We start from the raw sequence: 14244 nt of genomic DNA on the forward strand, positions 1-14244 counted from the left end.
CGACGCTGCAGAGACTTATCGCAGCGGGGTTTGTGGTTAGCCACCTTGGTGAAACGTAATGAGGGCGGACATTCTACGGGAATACGCTGTAATCGCCAATCCTTGTTACCCATTGATAAGCTACATTTATTAGCGAACGCAGCGAAAAACGGAAATATTCTCGTTTACGGGATAAAAGTGACCTGACGCAATATTTGGGTTTTGATGCTTACTGATAATGTTGTCACAAAAAGTGAGGGTGACTGCATGGATAAATTACTTGAGCGTTTTCTACAGTACGTATCGCTGGATACCCAATCTAAACCGGGTGTCCGTCAGGTGCCGAGCACCGAAGGACAATGGAAACTGTTACAGCTGTTAAAGACGCAACTGGAAGAGTTGGGTCTGGTCAACGTCACGTTAAGTGAAAAAGGGACGGTAATGGGGACGCTCCCCGCCACTGTGAGCGGCGATATTCCGGCCATTGGTTTTATTTCCCATGTTGATACCTCACCGGATTTTAGCGGTAAAAACGTGAATCCGCAGATTGTTGAGAACTATCGCGGCGGCGATATTGCGCTGGGGGTCGGCGACGAGGTGTTGTCTCCGGTAATGTTCCCGGTGTTACACCAGCTGCTCGGGCAGACGCTAATCACCACCGACGGCAAAACGCTGCTCGGTGCCGATGATAAAGCCGGGGTGGCCGAGATCATGACCGCGCTGGCGGTGCTTAAGCACAACAAGGTGCCGCACGGTGATATCCGCGTCGCCTTTACCCCGGACGAAGAGGTGGGCAAAGGGGCGAAGCATTTCGACGTAGAGGCGTTCGATGCCCGCTGGGCCTATACCGTGGACGGCGGCGGCGTGGGTGAGCTGGAGTTTGAGAATTTCAATGCGGCGTCGGTCAATATTCGCATCGTTGGCAACAACGTCCATCCGGGCACGGCGAAAGGGGTAATGGTGAATGCCCTGTCGCTGGCGGCCCGCATTCATGCCGAAGTCCCGGCAGACGAAAGCCCGGAACAAACAGAGGGCTATGAGGGCTTCTATCACCTCACCAGCATCAAAGGGACGGTCGATCGCGCGGACATGCACTACATCATCCGCGATTTTAACCGCGACGGGTTTGAAGCGCGTAAACGCAGGATGATGGATATCGCCAAAAAGGTGGGCAAAGGGCTGCACCCGGATTGCTACATTGAGCTGATCATTGAAGACAGCTATTACAATATGCATGAAAAGGTGATCGAGCATCCGTACATTCTTGAGGTGGCACAGCAGGCGATGCGCGACTGCGGGGTCGAACCGCAGCTAAAACCGATCCGCGGCGGCACCGACGGTGCGCAGCTCTCCTTTATGGGATTGCCATGCCCGAATCTGTTTACCGGCGGCTACAACTACCACGGCAAGCACGAGTTCGTGACCCTCGAGGGGATGGAGAAAGCGGTGCAGGTGATCGTGCGGATTGCCGAGTTAACCGCGAAGCAGCGGTAATTGCCCGGTGGCGCTACGCTTACCGGGCCTACACGTAGGCCGGGCAAACAACGTGCCGCCCGGCATTGCCACTAATGGGGAGGGAACCTCATATGTCAAACTACCGTCGTCATTATGTGCCGGGCGGGACCTGGTTTTTCACCGTTAACCTGCAAAACAGGCGCAGCGATCTGCTCACGCGCCATATCGATACGCTTCGCACGGCGACCCAATGTGTTAAACGCGTAAAACTCTTTCTGATTAACGCCTGGGTGATCCTGCCCGAACATATGCACTGTATCTGGACGTTGCCCGAAGACGACACTGACTACTCTGGCCGCTGGCGGGACATTAAAAAGACCTTCACCCGTGCGCTAGGGATGTCAGGCATCTGGCAGCCGCGCTTCTGGGAACACACCATCCGGGATGAAAATGACCTGCGCAGGCATACGGATTACATCTATATCAACCCGTTAAAACATGGCTATGTCAGGCGAGTAAAAGACTGGCCCTATTCCACCTTTCATCGTGACGTGCGGGAAGGGCGCTATCCAGAAGATTGGGCGGGGGAGATAGAGGTTTTTGATGCAGGAGAGCGCCGGTAAAAAATGCCGGGTGGCGGCTACGCCTTACCCGGCCTACGGTACGGTGTTGTAGGCCGGGCAAACGCAGTGCCGCCCGGCAATAAAACGACTCAGTCCTCGAAGAACCAGTACCCGCTGTTGACCAGCGCCGCCAGCATGGCGAGGAAGGACGGATCTTCCAGCGCATCACCGAACTTGTCGGCCGTCAGTACCGTATGGCTGGCCAGCACTTCCACGGCCGGACGGTGCAGGGAGTCCAGTTGCTCGCCATTGACGTATACCTCTTCGCCAATGCGTAAGACGCGCAAGCCACCCAGACGCACCAGCTTGTCACCCTGCTGCAGCGCATCGTAAATCTCATCCGGCTGATACGGCGGCTCCGGCAGGGAGACGTCCAGCTCGTGACGGGACTGGCTGATAAACTCGCCGAACCACTGGTTGAAATGCTGCGGCTGGTTGATCAGATCCAGCATCATCCCACGCAGTTTATCCAGCTCTTCGGGCAGGATATCGGCCGGGTGCTCACGGGCAGGGACATCCGGATCGCTGAAGCGATGGCTGCCCAGCTCGCGCTGCAGAACATAATCGGCAAACCCGCTGATCATCTCGCGCCCGCTTGGTGCACGGAAGCCCACCGAATAGTTCATCGAGTTCTCAAGGGAGTAGCCCTCATGCGGGAAGCCTGGCGGAATATAGAGAATATCGCCCGACTCCAGCTCTTCGTCGATGATGCCAACAAAAGGATCCACCTGCAGCAGGTCAGGATGCGGGCAGTGCTGCTTCATTGGCACCTTCTCGCCCACGCGCCAGCGGCGGCGGCCGGTACCCTGAATGATAAACACGTCATACTGATCCAGATGCGGGCCAACGCCGCCGCCCGGCACGGAGAAGGAGATCATCAGATCGTCCATCCGCCAGTCGGGCAGGGCGCGGAACGGCTGCATCAGAGCTGCGGCGGGCTGGTGCCAGTGGTTGACCGCCTGCACCAGCAGGGACCAGTTGTTCTCGCCCAGGTGATCGAAGCTTTCAAACGGGCCGTGGCTGACCTGCCATTTGCCCTCGTTATGGCTGACGAGGCGGCTGTCGACTTCGCTCTCCATGGCCAGGCCGGCCAGCTCATCGGGCGAGATCGGATCGACGAAATTGGTAATGCCGCGTTTCAGAACGACCGGGCGTTTTTGCCAGTAGCGTTCGATAAAGTCGGGCCAGTTAAGAGCTAATTGATAATCCATTTTTATATTCCGCAGGCTTTTACTGACTCGGATTATAACGGAAGCTCAGCGACCTGCGTGCGAGAATCACGCTTTTTTCACCCGAAGGCTTAACTCTCGTCGCTTGTAAGGTGCTGGCGGGCAAAAATTGCCTCCATGCGCGCCCCGCCGAGCAGACTGTCACCGGTGTCGATCCGGCCGTCGTACTGCTCAACAATGTCGCGCGCCACCGACAGGCCCACCCCCCTGGCCGGGGCGTAAGGTGTCGGCGCGCTGGCCGCGATCGAAGACCCGATCGCGTTTGCCCTGTGGGATCCCCGGGCCGTCGTCCTCAACGATAATGTGCAGCTCATTTTCACCCTGGCGGGTCGAGACCTCGACGAACTCCAGACAGTATTTACAGGCGTTATCAAGCAGATTGCCCATCACTTCCATAAAGTCGTTCTTTTCACCCACGAAGCTGATTTCAGGCGAAATATCGAGCGTGATGTTCACCCCCTTACGCTGATAGACCTTGTTCAGGGCCGAGGTCAGGCTGTCCAGCAGCGGTGCGACCGGGTGCAGCTCCCGGCTCAGCAGGGTGCTGCCGGTTCGCATGCTGGCGCGGTGCAGGTAGTAACCGATCTGCTGGGAGATACGGCTGATCTGCTCCAGCATCACCGGTTCCGCCTCATCGGCGCTCAGCCTGGCGCTGCGTAAAGAGCGCATCGTGCTTTGCATCACCGCCAGCGGCGTTTTCAGGCTGTGGGTCAGATCGGTCAGGGTAGTGCGGTATTTGTCGTAACGCTCGCGCTCGCTTTTCAGCAGCCGGTTCAGGTTGCGCACCAGGCTGGTAAGTTCACGTGTGGTGTTGGGGTTGAGTTTTTCCCGGTGATGCTCCTCCAGCTCACGTACCTCTTTCGCCAGCGACTGGATGGGCCGCAGGCTCCACCAGGCGGCCAGCCACAGCAGGGGGATCACTAGCAGCAGGTTGGCGGCCAGCACATAGACAAACCAGTTCCACACTGTATAAGAGCGTTTCAGCTCTACCGGAATAGTGTCGATGACCACAATCGTCAGTTGCGGCATTTGCATGGTGGCAGGGTAGATATTGACCGCCACCGAGTGGGTCAGCTCGCTGTCGTCGTCGTCCTCGCGGATCTCGGCCAGCTCTTTCTGCATGTGCCGGTCGTTACCGACCAGCACGCTGGTGGCATCCACATCCGCCTCAAGCTCGTGAAAGCCGTTAGCTTTGAGCCATTCCGGACGGATGCTTTTGATCAGCCAGGGCACATCGCGCTGGGCCCACAGCAGCTTGCCTTTCTCATCGTAAATCAGCGACATGGTCGGGCTCTGGCGATCCAGATGCTCCGGCATATCGATGGTGATCTTATTGTCTTCCCATTTCGCGAGGGTATAGAACAGATTGCTCTCTCCGCGCAGCAGGCGGAAGGTAGTTTTATCAAAGCTGACGCTGTAGCCCACCAGCGCCACCATCCCGTAGGCCAGCGAAAGCACCAGCACCACCACCGCCGTGGCCAGCAGGAAGCGAAACCGCAGCGACAGCGGCAGAAAGTGACGAAAGAGACTTTTCATTTAGCGTAATTCGAACAGATAGCCCTGACCACGCACGGTGGTAATGACATCCTCCGGATACTGGGCCTGGATCTTCTTGCGCAGGCGCCCCATCAATACATCAATGGTGTGGCTTTCGCGCAGCTCCGCGTCGGGATAGAGCTGGAGCATCAGGGAATCTTTGCTCACCACTTTGCCGCTGTTGCGGATCAGCGTCTCCATAATGGTGTATTCAAAGGCGGTGAGCTTGATCACCTCGTCATGTATGGCGAGCTCACGGCGGGAGAGATCCACCTGAAACGGCGGAATGGAGATCACCTGCGAGGCGAGGCCGCTGTTGCGGCGCATCAGCGCCTGCATGCGGGCGGCCACTTCTTCAATATGAAAAGGTTTGGTGACGTAGTCATCCGCTCCGGCGCTCAGCACTTCAACCTTATCCTGCCAGCCTTCACGGGCGGTTAACACCAGCACCGGCAAGGAGACATCGTGGCTGCGCCAGCGGCGGATCAGCGACAGGCCATCTTCATCAGGCAGACCCAGGTCAACGATGGCGATATCGGGTAGGTGTTCATTGAGATAGTAGTCGGCTTCTTTTGCATCTTCGGCATCGTCCACCTGATGCCCCATTTCCTGAAGCTGAACCTTCAGGTGATGACGTAGCAACGCATTATCCTCAACAACCAGTACGCGCATCATCGCTTCTCCCTAATATGAATGGTCTGAATAGTTTAACGCTGATTATGTTGCGGCGGGGATAAACATTTCGTAAACCGAAGGGGAAGGGACCCTCTTTCCGGGCGGAAAGAGGGTAAAAGCGTTATTCCAGCTCGTCAACCATCGCAATGGCGCGGCCGATGTAGTTGGCCGGGGTCATCGCTTTCAGGCGGGTTTTCTCATCTTCTGGCAGTTCCAGACCGTCGATAAACTGCTTCATGCCTTCGGCGTCAACGCGCTTGCCGCGGGTCAGCTCTTTCAGTTTTTCGTACGGCTTTTCGATGCCATAGCGGCGCATCACGGTCTGGATCGGCTCCGCCAGCACTTCCCAGTTGTGATCCAGCTCGTCAAGCAGACGCTCGCGGTTCACTTCCAGCTTGCTCACGCCCTTCAGGGTAGACTGATACGCAATCAGCGCATAGCCAATGCCCACGCCGAGGTTACGCAGCACGGTGGAGTCGGTCAGGTCGCGCTGCCAGCGGGATACCGGCAGTTTGCTGGCCATGTGTTGCAGCAGGGCGTTCGCCAGACCCAGGTTGCCTTCGGAGTTTTCGAAGTCGATCGGGTTTACCTTGTGCGGCATGGTGGACGAGCCAATTTCACCGGCGATGGTTTTCTGCTTGAAGTGGTTCAGGGCGATGTAGCCCCACACATCGCGGTCGAAATCGATCAGGATGGTGTTGAAGCGCGCGATGCAGTCAAACAGCTCGGCGATATAGTCATGCGGCTCGATCTGAGTGGTGTACGGGTTCCACTGGATGCCCAGAGAAGTCACAAACTCTTCGCTGAACTGGTGCCAGTCCACTTCTGGATAGGCGGCGATGTGGGCATTGTAGTTACCAACGGCACCGTTAATTTTGCCGAGGATCTCCACCTGCTCCAGCTGGCGGTACTGACGCTCCATACGGTAGGCGACGTTAGCCATCTCTTTACCGATGGTGGACGGGGTGGCCGGCTGCCCGTGGGTACGGGAGAGCAGCGGAATATCGCGATACTCCACCGCCAGGGCTTTCACCGCGTCGATGATTTTGCGCCAGTACGGCAGCACCACTTCCTCACGCGCGGTAGAGAGCATCAGGGCGTGGGAGAGGTTGTTGATGTCTTCTGAGGTGCAGGCGAAGTGAATGAATTCCGATACCGCGTGCAGCGCCGGGACGCTTGCCACTTTCTCTTTCAGGAAATACTCAACCGCTTTCACGTCGTGATTGGTGGTGCGCTCGATGGTTTTAATGCGCGCCGCGTCTTCTTCGTTGAACTCAGCGACGATTTTATCGAGGTAATCGTTTGCCTGGCTGTCAAAAGCAGGAACTTCCGCGATCGCTGCTTGTGCGGCCAGCTTTTGCAGCCAGCGTACTTCAACCTGGACACGGAATTTCAGCAGACCATATTCGCTGAAGATCCCGCGCAGCGCGCTGACTTTATCGCCGTAGCGTCCATCGACAGGGGAAACGGCGGTCAGTGAGGATAATTCCATAGTTCGCAACTCCGGGAGGTTAACAATGAGCAAGAATTTGTTTTGCCTGAGTGGTCAGGCGATTACGATAAAACATTAACTGCAGGCGGCCACCGCCGACCTGATGCCACAGTACCGCGGCACGAATACCGGCCAGCAGTGAGGCGCGCACTTTGGCCTGTACCTGCGGGCTTTGCAGGACGGCAGGGGAGCCGGTGACCTGGATCCGCGGCCCCAGTGGACTGATGACATCCACATAAATGCCGGCCATGGCGCTAAGTAAGGTATCGGACTGCAAATCGAAATGATCGAGCTGACGCTGAAGGCCAGAAATGCGATCGCCCAGGGTGCCCATGGCCCCTTTGGCGGCGTACAGTTTGCGCTCCAGCACCATCATGCTCAGGGTATAGCGCGTGAGTTCCGCGTTCAGCCCCTGACGGCTGCTGGCATTTAACACACCGAGTAAGGTTTCCAGACCGAGGCGAAGATTCGCTTCGCTACCACCAAAGACACCGAGGGTTGAACTGGGGTTCAGATCCACGACGCTGTTGAGCGAAACGTGCAGCGCGTCAGCGTCACAATGACCCTGATGTGCGAGCTGCTGCACCAGACGGGCAGACTGGCAAATTCCCGCCAGCGCCAGGGTGATGTCATAAAAGTTCTTCGCCACACTGGCTCCTTTCTGTGTGTAATCGCATTAAACCGCAGTCAGCGGCAGGCGTTGTTCAATAATACCGCCGCCGAGGCAGATTTCACCGCTGTAGAAGACGGCAGACTGGCCCGGGGTTACGGCGGAGACCGGCTCGTCAAAACGCACTTCAATGCGTTCGTCGTCCAGCGCGGTAATGGTGCAGGGAATATCGGTCTGACGATAACGGGTTTTCACCGTGCAGCGCAGCGTGCCTTTCAGCGGCTCGCGGGCGACCCAGTGCAGCTGCTGGGCAATCAGGCCGACGGACATCAGACGCGGGTGGTCATGGCCCTGGGCCACAATCAGGATATTGTTTTCTACGTCTTTATCGACGACGTACCACGGATCTTCGCTCCCCTCTTTGGTGCCGCCGATCCCCAGCCCTTTACGCTGGCCTAAGGTGTGGTACATCAGCCCCTGGTGCTCGCCAATCACGTCGCCGTCAACGGTGACGATTTTGCCCGGCTGGGCGGGCAGATAGCGACCAAGGAACTCACGGAATTTGCGCTCACCGATAAAGCAGATACCGGTAGAGTCTTTTTTCTTCGCGGTGATCAGATCCAGCTCTTCAGCGATTTTACGCACTTCCGGTTTTTCCAGCTCACCCACCGGGAACAGGCTCTGGGCAATCTGTTCGTGGCCGAGGGTATAAAGGAAGTAGCTCTGATCTTTGTTGCCGTCGAGACCGCGCAGCAGCTGGCTTTTGCCGTCGACATCGGCACGGCGCACGTAGTGGCCGGTCGCGATGTAGTCAGCGCCCAGATCTTCAGCGGCGAATTCGAGGAAGGCTTTAAATTTGATCTCTTTGTTGCACAGAATATCCGGGTTCGGCGTGCGGCCGGCTTTGTATTCTTCCAGGAAATGCTCGAACACGTTATCCCAGTACTCTGCGGCAAAATTGACGGTGTGCAGTTCAATGCCGAGCTTGTCGCAAACCGCCTGCGCATCAGCCAGATCCGCAGCAGCGGTACAGTATTCCTCGCCATCGTCCTCTTCCCAGTTCTTCATGAACAGGCCTTCAACCTTATAGCCCTGTTGCAGCAACAGCCAGGCAGAGACGGAAGAATCGACGCCGCCGGACATGCCGACGATCACTTTTTTTTGGCTTTCAGACATTGGAATACTCACGACATTGAACTTCAAGGCGGCGTATTCTATCACGCGCCCCCGGCATTGACACCCTCTGTAAACGGCCAGTTAAATTCGCCGATCGTCTCCAGCGGCAGACGATTGCCGGTCAGGTAGCTGCGAATGCTCTCCGCAACCAGCGGCGAGCGCAGATTAGTCGCGGTCAGAATGGTGTCGGCGTCCACCCACAGGCAGCGGTCGATATCGCTGTCGTGCGGCTCAGTGGCGCACGTTTCGCTAAGCTCAACGGCAAACAGGAAACGCAAAAACGGCGTTTTGTCCGGGGCGATCCACTGATGTAAACGGATGAAGTGCTGCGGCTCGGCATGGATGCCGGTCTCTTCCCACAGCTCGCGGCGTGCGGCCTGAACCAGCGTCTCATCGGCTTCAAGGTGGCCCGCCGGCTGGTTCCACAGCGCTTTACCCTTGATGGTCTCTTCCACCACTAAAAATTTGCCCTGAGCGTGGACAATCGTAGCTACCGTGACGTGCGGCTTAAACATGATGTTCTCCCTGGTCGGTAACGTCCCGCCACTCACCGTTGGCGAGAGAATCCAGTGTATAACTGCCCATGGCGTAGCGAATCAGGCGCAATGTCGGATGCCCGACATGGGCCGTCATGCGACGCACCTGGCGGTTGCGGCCTTCATAAAGGGTGACTTTGATCCATGATACGGGAATCGATTTGCGCTCGCGGATCGGCGGATTGCGCGGCCAGAGCCACTCAGGCTCGCTGACCAGCTCAATGCCCGCGGGCAGGGTAGGGCCGTCGTTCAGCGTGACGCCGTTACGCAATGCCGCCAGCGCCTCGTCGTCCGGGACGCCCTCTACCTGCACGTAGTAGATTTTGCCGGTGCGTTTTCCCGGCTGCGTGAGCCTGGCCTGCAGCTCGCCGTCGTTGGTGAGCACCATCAGTCCTTCGCTGTCGCGATCGAGACGGCCTGCGGCATAGACCCCCTGAACGGGGATGAAATCTTTCAAGGTGCTGCGCCCGGCTTCGTCGGTGAACTGCGGCAGGACATCGTAAGGTTTATTGAACAAAATAACGCGCGTTGGCGCACGTTGCTTACGCGGCTTAGTCGCTTGTCGTGTGCTGAATCGTTCAACCCGGTGATTTCTAAAAGAAGTTTTCTGCATGGTATTTTCAGACGTTATCAATTGCCGCATTATAGCCTAATAACGAATGCCTTTCATGGCGCCAGACATTCAGGTACTATCGATGGGCTCATTACAAATTATTAACATAAGATCAGTAACAACCAGAAGCGCTCGAAGGAGAGGTTAATGGAAAGCAAAGTAGTTGTTCCGGCGGAAGGTAAAAAGATCACCCTGCAAGACGGTAAGCTGAACGTCCCACACAATCCGATTATCCCGTTCATCGAAGGTGACGGTATCGGTGTTGACGTAACCCCAGCGATGCTGAAAGTGGTGGATGCCGCTGTTGAGAAAGCCTACAAAGGCGAGCGTAAAATTTCCTGGATGGAAATTTACACCGGTGAAAAATCTACCCACGTTTATGGCCAGGACGTCTGGCTGCCGACTGAGACGCTGGATCTGATCCGTGACTACCGCGTTGCCATCAAAGGCCCACTGACGACTCCAGTGGGTGGCGGTATTCGCTCCCTGAACGTTGCGCTGCGTCAGGAACTCGACCTGTACGTGTGCCTGCGCCCGGTACGTTACTACCAGGGTACCCCAAGCCCGGTTAAACACCCTGAGCTGACCGACATGGTTATCTTCCGTGAGAACTCCGAAGATATCTACGCGGGTATCGAGTGGAAAGCCGACTCTGCCGACGCACAGAAAGTCATCAAGTTCCTGCGTGAAGAGATGGGCGTGAAGAAAATTCGCTTCCCGGAACATTGCGGTATCGGTATCAAGCCGTGCTCCGAAGAAGGCACCAAGCGCCTGGTCCGTGCAGCGATTGAGTACGCGATCACCAACGACCGTGACTCTGTGACCATCGTTCACAAAGGCAACATCATGAAGTTCACCGAAGGTTCCTTCAAAGACTGGGGCTACCAGCTGGCGACGGAAGAGTTCGGTGGCGAGTTGATCGACGGCGGCCCGTGGCAGAAAATCAAGAACCCGAACACCGGCAAAGAGATCATCATTAAAGATGTGATCGCCGATGCGTTCCTGCAGCAGATCCTGCTGCGTCCGGCTGAGTACGACGTTATCGCCTGTATGAACCTGAACGGTGACTACATCTCCGACGCCCTGGCGGCGCAGGTTGGCGGTATCGGTATCGCACCAGGCGCGAACATTGGTGACGAGTGCGCCCTGTTCGAAGCGACCCACGGGACTGCACCTAAGTATGCGGGTCAGGACAAAGTGAACCCAGGTTCTATCATCCTGTCCGCAGAAATGATGCTGCGTCATATGGAATGGTTCGAAGCCGCAGACCTGATCGTTAAAGGTATGGAAGGCGCGATTAACGCTAAAACCGTAACCTACGATTTCGAACGTCTGATGGAAGGCGCTAAACTGCTGAAATGTTCAGAGTTTGGTGACGCGATCATCGAAAACATGTAATCCAGATTCTGGGTTGTGTGAGAACGGGAGCCTGATGGTTCCCGTTTTTTATTATTAGCTTTCGAACGGTTATCAAAAGTTTATCAAAACAAGTTATCAAAACAGGTTCACTTTTCTTCAATTTTGAGACTTTTTTTCACCACTAAAATCATACAGCTAATCACTTCTGCAATGAGGTTAAGAGATAGTACGACTGCGAAAAGTTCTAGAGCAGTAAATAGCTTGCCTTTAGAAGGAATCAATTCGTGCTGAGGATAATTTAATAGTGGTATGTCGTAATTTCGCAAGTAAGGAAGAAAAATTGTTGCTGCCAGACAGAGAACCAGTAATTTTAGATCTGATTCTAAACTTGCTAAATAACCCGTAAAGTCTGCGGTTTTCTCGCCCTTGTTGATTACAGCCAAAATCCCGAAGATCACGGAGATACCAGCGGTTATCCCCCCGAGTATTGAACCAATTACTCCAGCAGATGCCTGCTCAAGCAAGGTATAAATTTGTTTATCAGTTGAAGATAACGCTAAGCACAAAATGAAAGTAACTACAGCTTTAGTCCAGACGCTTAAAATTTTCATTTTTGAACGTGTACCTATTTTGATGTAAGGCTATGATTTCTTTAACATCATTTGCTGAGTAGCCATCAAGTTCAATTTCTGATATCTCACCTTCGATCAGCACAATTTTGGCTGTCTGGTTACTGGATACAATTGTAGATTTTGACTTGAGTGTCTTACGCCCTTTAATTAACCATGACCCGCCACCATCTTTGACCCAATCAACAAGAACTGAAGCCCAATGAGAACTTTTGAGTTTCAAGTTGCCATCCTTGTTTTCAAAAGTAGTGGTTACAGCATTTGCATTGGTATCTTCTTCAAGCTTCCGTAAATCATCGGTTAAGGCTTGTTTACTGCTTCCGAAAATATTTGGGGTAATCAGCGTAAAGCTGACTTTGTCTATAAATGGAAGTCTTTGGTATTCCGACCAAAAATCGTCCATTTCAAGGCAAGGCTCTATGAATATTCTAAGTCCTAACTGAGCCAAATAGTTGTTATTGGCAAGATCTTCAAACGCTTTAGAAACTTGATGTGCATCCTTGAAAACCGAGGTTTTCTTCTCAACCAGTAACACTTGTTCTTCTCTGTCCCAAATCCATACGATAGGTGGATAGTTGTCTACATCGTACTCACGAAAATCTTTATCATGACCCTTAATCTTTTGCTGCTTTGATATCACTCCTGCCATAACGCCATCAGTAGGTTTTATGCTCAATTTCAGGGTGTAACTAGTTTTTTTATGAACGGATGGAGTTGGTGAGGTCAGATGTAACTTTTTTTGCAGCGACAACCATAGCGTTTTCAAAATGAGTAATGTCTTTTTGAATAGTCCCTTTCGAAAAGAGGTCTGGATCGCGCGGTCTTATTAACACACGTAAGGCATAAAACAGCATAAGAAAACTCCTGTAAATTGTTTGGCTTCATTATTCCATAAAACCAAGCACCTTCAAGAGCTTATATTTATTTTTAACTGTATTTATATACAGTATCATCTAAGGATGGAAAATTCAAACATTGATTTTTGCCCAATCCTTCCCTCGATCATCATGGTAGCCATCGGTCTGCTGTTGAGACCTATGTCCCAAGAGCTCTTTTGTGTTCAAACCTTGCGCTTTATACAATCTTTCCGCTAAGGATCGCTGCTCGTGAAAAGTGGAAGGCGTTTTCCCCTCTTCTAATGGAATCTCTGCTTTATCGCGAGCCTTGCTGAAATTGGTTGTGAGTGTATTGGATTTAACCTGTGAGCCGCGTTCCGCTTGAGAGGTTGCTCTGAAAAAATGAACCAAATACGGACTGACGGCATAATCCCTGCAACGTGAAATTATGTCCCGCAAACTCCAGTCAATTGCCGTGAGGCGAAGCGATAGCGGGATAGCTATTTTGCTTCCAGTCTTTTCCTGAATGACATGCAGGTGATCATCCCAGACATCGCTAAACTTCATATTCGAAATATCCCCGAGGCGTTGGCCGGTTACCAAAGCCAACAACATAGCGTTGCCCATATATTGATGGTTGCCGTCGGCAATATCGAATATCCGCTGCCATTCCTCCAGACTGAGGCGCTGTCGGGTAATTTTCCGACGCGGCTTTTTGGTCGCCGATGCAGGATCGTAACCTGGGGGTACTTCACCCGCATGTTGCGCTTCTTTAAAAATATCAACCAGGACTGTCCTAACTACTTGGGCCATTCGCGGTTGGCCGGCTGTGACGTACTCATCAAGCAACTGGGCAATATCGCGAACATCCACTGAAGGTAGCAGCTTCATTCCTACTCGATCTCGCAACAACGATACCGGCTTACCTTTCTGTTTAAACGTATTCAGCTTTATATCGCCTGTTGCCAGGCGCTCTTCCTGAATCTTCCAGTAGCGGTCGAGCCATGTGGATACGGTTATTGCCTTGCCCTTGCTGGTGGCGATCCTGTCGCTGATTGCCATGATCTGCCGGGTTCTCTGTTCCGCCAGGCGCTCGTTTGCTTCCGTGGCGATCGCTACAGCTTCGGCCTCATCAGTGCCTAACGCATGGAATTTGCCAGTGATTGGATGTTTGTAACGCCAGTAAACCTTATTCACCTTCCTGCTGTAGAGGGGGTAAAGGTTCGGAACAGATACATTGTTTTTACGTGGTCTGGCAGCCATCGTTCAAAATCCTTTGCAGCAATATGGAGTCGTTCTTCTTAACTACCGGCGCGGTCAGTTCACCTACCAGTTCAGCATCTTCACGAACACGCCATAAGCGGCCCTGCTTCATTGCTGGTGGAGAGAACTGATTCTGTTTTGCATATCGTCGAAGTGTCGACAAGCTTGGAGGGTTGCTTCTGTATTTTTCAGCGGCCCACTCTTCAAGAGTTAACATCTGGATCATATGCTTT

At 53.9% G+C, this 14244-nt stretch carries 14 protein-coding genes and 1 pseudogene; 3 read left to right on the forward strand and 12 right to left on the reverse strand.

Annotated elements, in window-relative coordinates; all coding sequences use genetic code 11:
- Positions 1-246 precede the first annotated feature (246 nt).
- Together pepT and AAHB66_RS08855 are read left to right on the forward strand one after the other, a co-directional pair.
- Positions 247-1473: a peptidase T gene (pepT, locus tag AAHB66_RS08850; RefSeq protein ID WP_347115921.1), complete on the forward strand. Its 1227-nt coding sequence runs from the start codon at positions 247-249 to the stop codon at positions 1471-1473.
- 92 nt (positions 1474-1565) lie between these two features.
- A complete protein-coding gene (locus tag AAHB66_RS08855) occupies positions 1566-2057 on the forward strand; it encodes a transposase (RefSeq protein ID WP_347115922.1) in 492 nt (163 codons plus the stop codon).
- 89 nt (positions 2058-2146) lie between these two features.
- Here AAHB66_RS08855 and AAHB66_RS08860 read toward each other — a convergent pair whose 3' ends face one another.
- From AAHB66_RS08860 to rluE, 8 genes and pseudogenes are all read right to left on the reverse strand, one after another.
- A complete protein-coding gene (locus tag AAHB66_RS08860) occupies positions 2147-3268 on the reverse strand; it encodes a cupin domain-containing protein (RefSeq protein ID WP_347115923.1) in 1122 nt (373 codons plus the stop codon).
- 89 nt (positions 3269-3357) lie between these two features.
- Positions 3358-4822, reverse strand: a pseudogene (gene phoQ, locus AAHB66_RS08865) (two-component system sensor histidine kinase PhoQ).
- On the reverse strand, positions 4823-5494 hold the full coding sequence (gene phoP, locus AAHB66_RS08870) for a two-component system response regulator PhoP (protein ID WP_032617646.1): 672 nt from the start codon (positions 5492-5494) through the stop codon (positions 4823-4825).
- A gap of 124 nt (positions 5495-5618) precedes the next feature.
- Positions 5619-6989 carry an adenylosuccinate lyase gene (purB, locus tag AAHB66_RS08875; protein ID WP_347115924.1) on the reverse strand — a complete coding sequence of 457 codons (1371 nt, stop codon included), beginning with the start codon at positions 6987-6989 and terminating at the stop codon, positions 5619-5621.
- Between the two features lie 19 nt (positions 6990-7008).
- Positions 7009-7638 (reverse strand): high frequency lysogenization protein HflD, encoded by a 630-nt coding sequence (gene hflD, locus AAHB66_RS08880; protein ID WP_347115925.1) that lies wholly within the window; start codon positions 7636-7638, stop codon positions 7009-7011.
- Positions 7639-7665: 27 nt separating this feature from the next.
- On the reverse strand, positions 7666-8775 hold the full coding sequence (mnmA, locus tag AAHB66_RS08885) for a tRNA 2-thiouridine(34) synthase MnmA (RefSeq protein ID WP_142489116.1): 1110 nt from the start codon (positions 8773-8775) through the stop codon (positions 7666-7668).
- Between the two features lie 41 nt (positions 8776-8816).
- Positions 8817-9290 (reverse strand): NUDIX hydrolase, encoded by a 474-nt coding sequence (locus AAHB66_RS08890; protein WP_347115926.1) that lies wholly within the window; start codon positions 9288-9290, stop codon positions 8817-8819.
- Complete coding sequence (gene rluE, locus AAHB66_RS08895; protein ID WP_347115927.1) at positions 9283-9954, reverse strand: 23S rRNA pseudouridine(2457) synthase RluE; 672 nt, start codon at positions 9952-9954, stop codon at positions 9283-9285. Before rluE ends, AAHB66_RS08890 begins: the two co-directional genes overlap by 8 nt.
- A 117-nt stretch (positions 9955-10071) precedes the next feature.
- Between rluE and icd the strand changes: the two genes are divergently transcribed.
- The gene (gene icd / locus AAHB66_RS08900; protein ID WP_347115928.1) at positions 10072-11322 is read left to right on the forward strand and encodes an NADP-dependent isocitrate dehydrogenase; all 1251 of its coding nucleotides are present in this window, start codon (positions 10072-10074) and stop codon (positions 11320-11322) included.
- Positions 11323-11429: 107 nt separating this feature from the next.
- Here the strand turns inward: icd and AAHB66_RS08905 are convergent, their stop codons facing one another.
- The 4 genes from AAHB66_RS08905 to AAHB66_RS08920 form a co-directional block, all read right to left on the reverse strand.
- On the reverse strand, positions 11430-11894 hold the full coding sequence (locus AAHB66_RS08905; protein ID WP_347115929.1) for a hypothetical protein: 465 nt from the start codon (positions 11892-11894) through the stop codon (positions 11430-11432).
- Positions 11869-12678 carry a hypothetical protein gene (locus AAHB66_RS08910; RefSeq protein ID WP_347115930.1) on the reverse strand — a complete coding sequence of 270 codons (810 nt, stop codon included), beginning with the start codon at positions 12676-12678 and terminating at the stop codon, positions 11869-11871. The genes AAHB66_RS08905 and AAHB66_RS08910 overlap by 26 nt, the downstream gene beginning before the upstream one ends.
- 202 nt (positions 12679-12880) lie before the next feature.
- Positions 12881-14011, reverse strand: coding sequence for a phage integrase Arm DNA-binding domain-containing protein (locus tag AAHB66_RS08915; RefSeq protein ID WP_347115931.1), 1131 nt, complete (start codon positions 14009-14011; stop codon positions 12881-12883).
- Positions 13992-14237 (reverse strand): excisionase, encoded by a 246-nt coding sequence (locus AAHB66_RS08920; RefSeq protein WP_106992778.1) that lies wholly within the window; start codon positions 14235-14237, stop codon positions 13992-13994. The genes AAHB66_RS08915 and AAHB66_RS08920 overlap by 20 nt, the downstream gene beginning before the upstream one ends.
- Positions 14238-14244: the final 7 nt, after the last annotated feature.

It is taken from the genome of Leclercia sp. S52, assembly GCF_039727615.1.
Classification (GTDB): domain Bacteria; phylum Pseudomonadota; class Gammaproteobacteria; order Enterobacterales; family Enterobacteriaceae; genus Enterobacter; species Enterobacter adecarboxylatus_B.

Bases quoted from the DNA above. Each gene is read 5' to 3' on its own strand.
- pepT (WP_347115921.1), top strand. From the start codon at position 247: ATGGATAAATTACTTGAGCGTTTTCTACAGTACGTATCGCTGGATACC.
- AAHB66_RS08890 (WP_347115926.1), bottom strand. From the start codon at position 9,290: ATGTTTAAGCCGCACGTCACGGTAGCTACGATTGTCCACGCTCAGGGC.
- AAHB66_RS08855 (WP_347115922.1), top strand. From the start codon at position 1,566: ATGTCAAACTACCGTCGTCATTATGTGCCGGGCGGGACCTGGTTTTTC.
- AAHB66_RS08860 (WP_347115923.1), bottom strand. From the start codon at position 3,268: ATGGATTATCAATTAGCTCTTAACTGGCCCGACTTTATCGAACGCTAC.
- mnmA (WP_142489116.1), bottom strand. From the start codon at position 8,775: ATGTCTGAAAGCCAAAAAAAAGTGATCGTCGGCATGTCCGGCGGCGTC.
- rluE (WP_347115927.1), bottom strand. From the start codon at position 9,954: ATGCGGCAATTGATAACGTCTGAAAATACCATGCAGAAAACTTCTTTT.
- purB (WP_347115924.1), bottom strand. From the start codon at position 6,989: ATGGAATTATCCTCACTGACCGCCGTTTCCCCTGTCGATGGACGCTAC.
- AAHB66_RS08905 (WP_347115929.1), bottom strand. From the start codon at position 11,894: ATGAAAATTTTAAGCGTCTGGACTAAAGCTGTAGTTACTTTCATTTTG.
- AAHB66_RS08915 (WP_347115931.1), bottom strand. From the start codon at position 14,011: ATGGCTGCCAGACCACGTAAAAACAATGTATCTGTTCCGAACCTTTAC.
- AAHB66_RS08920 (WP_106992778.1), bottom strand. From the start codon at position 14,237: ATGATCCAGATGTTAACTCTTGAAGAGTGGGCCGCTGAAAAATACAGA.
- phoP (WP_032617646.1), bottom strand. From the start codon at position 5,494: ATGCGCGTACTGGTTGTTGAGGATAATGCGTTGCTACGTCATCACCTG.
- icd (WP_347115928.1), top strand. From the start codon at position 10,072: ATGGAAAGCAAAGTAGTTGTTCCGGCGGAAGGTAAAAAGATCACCCTG.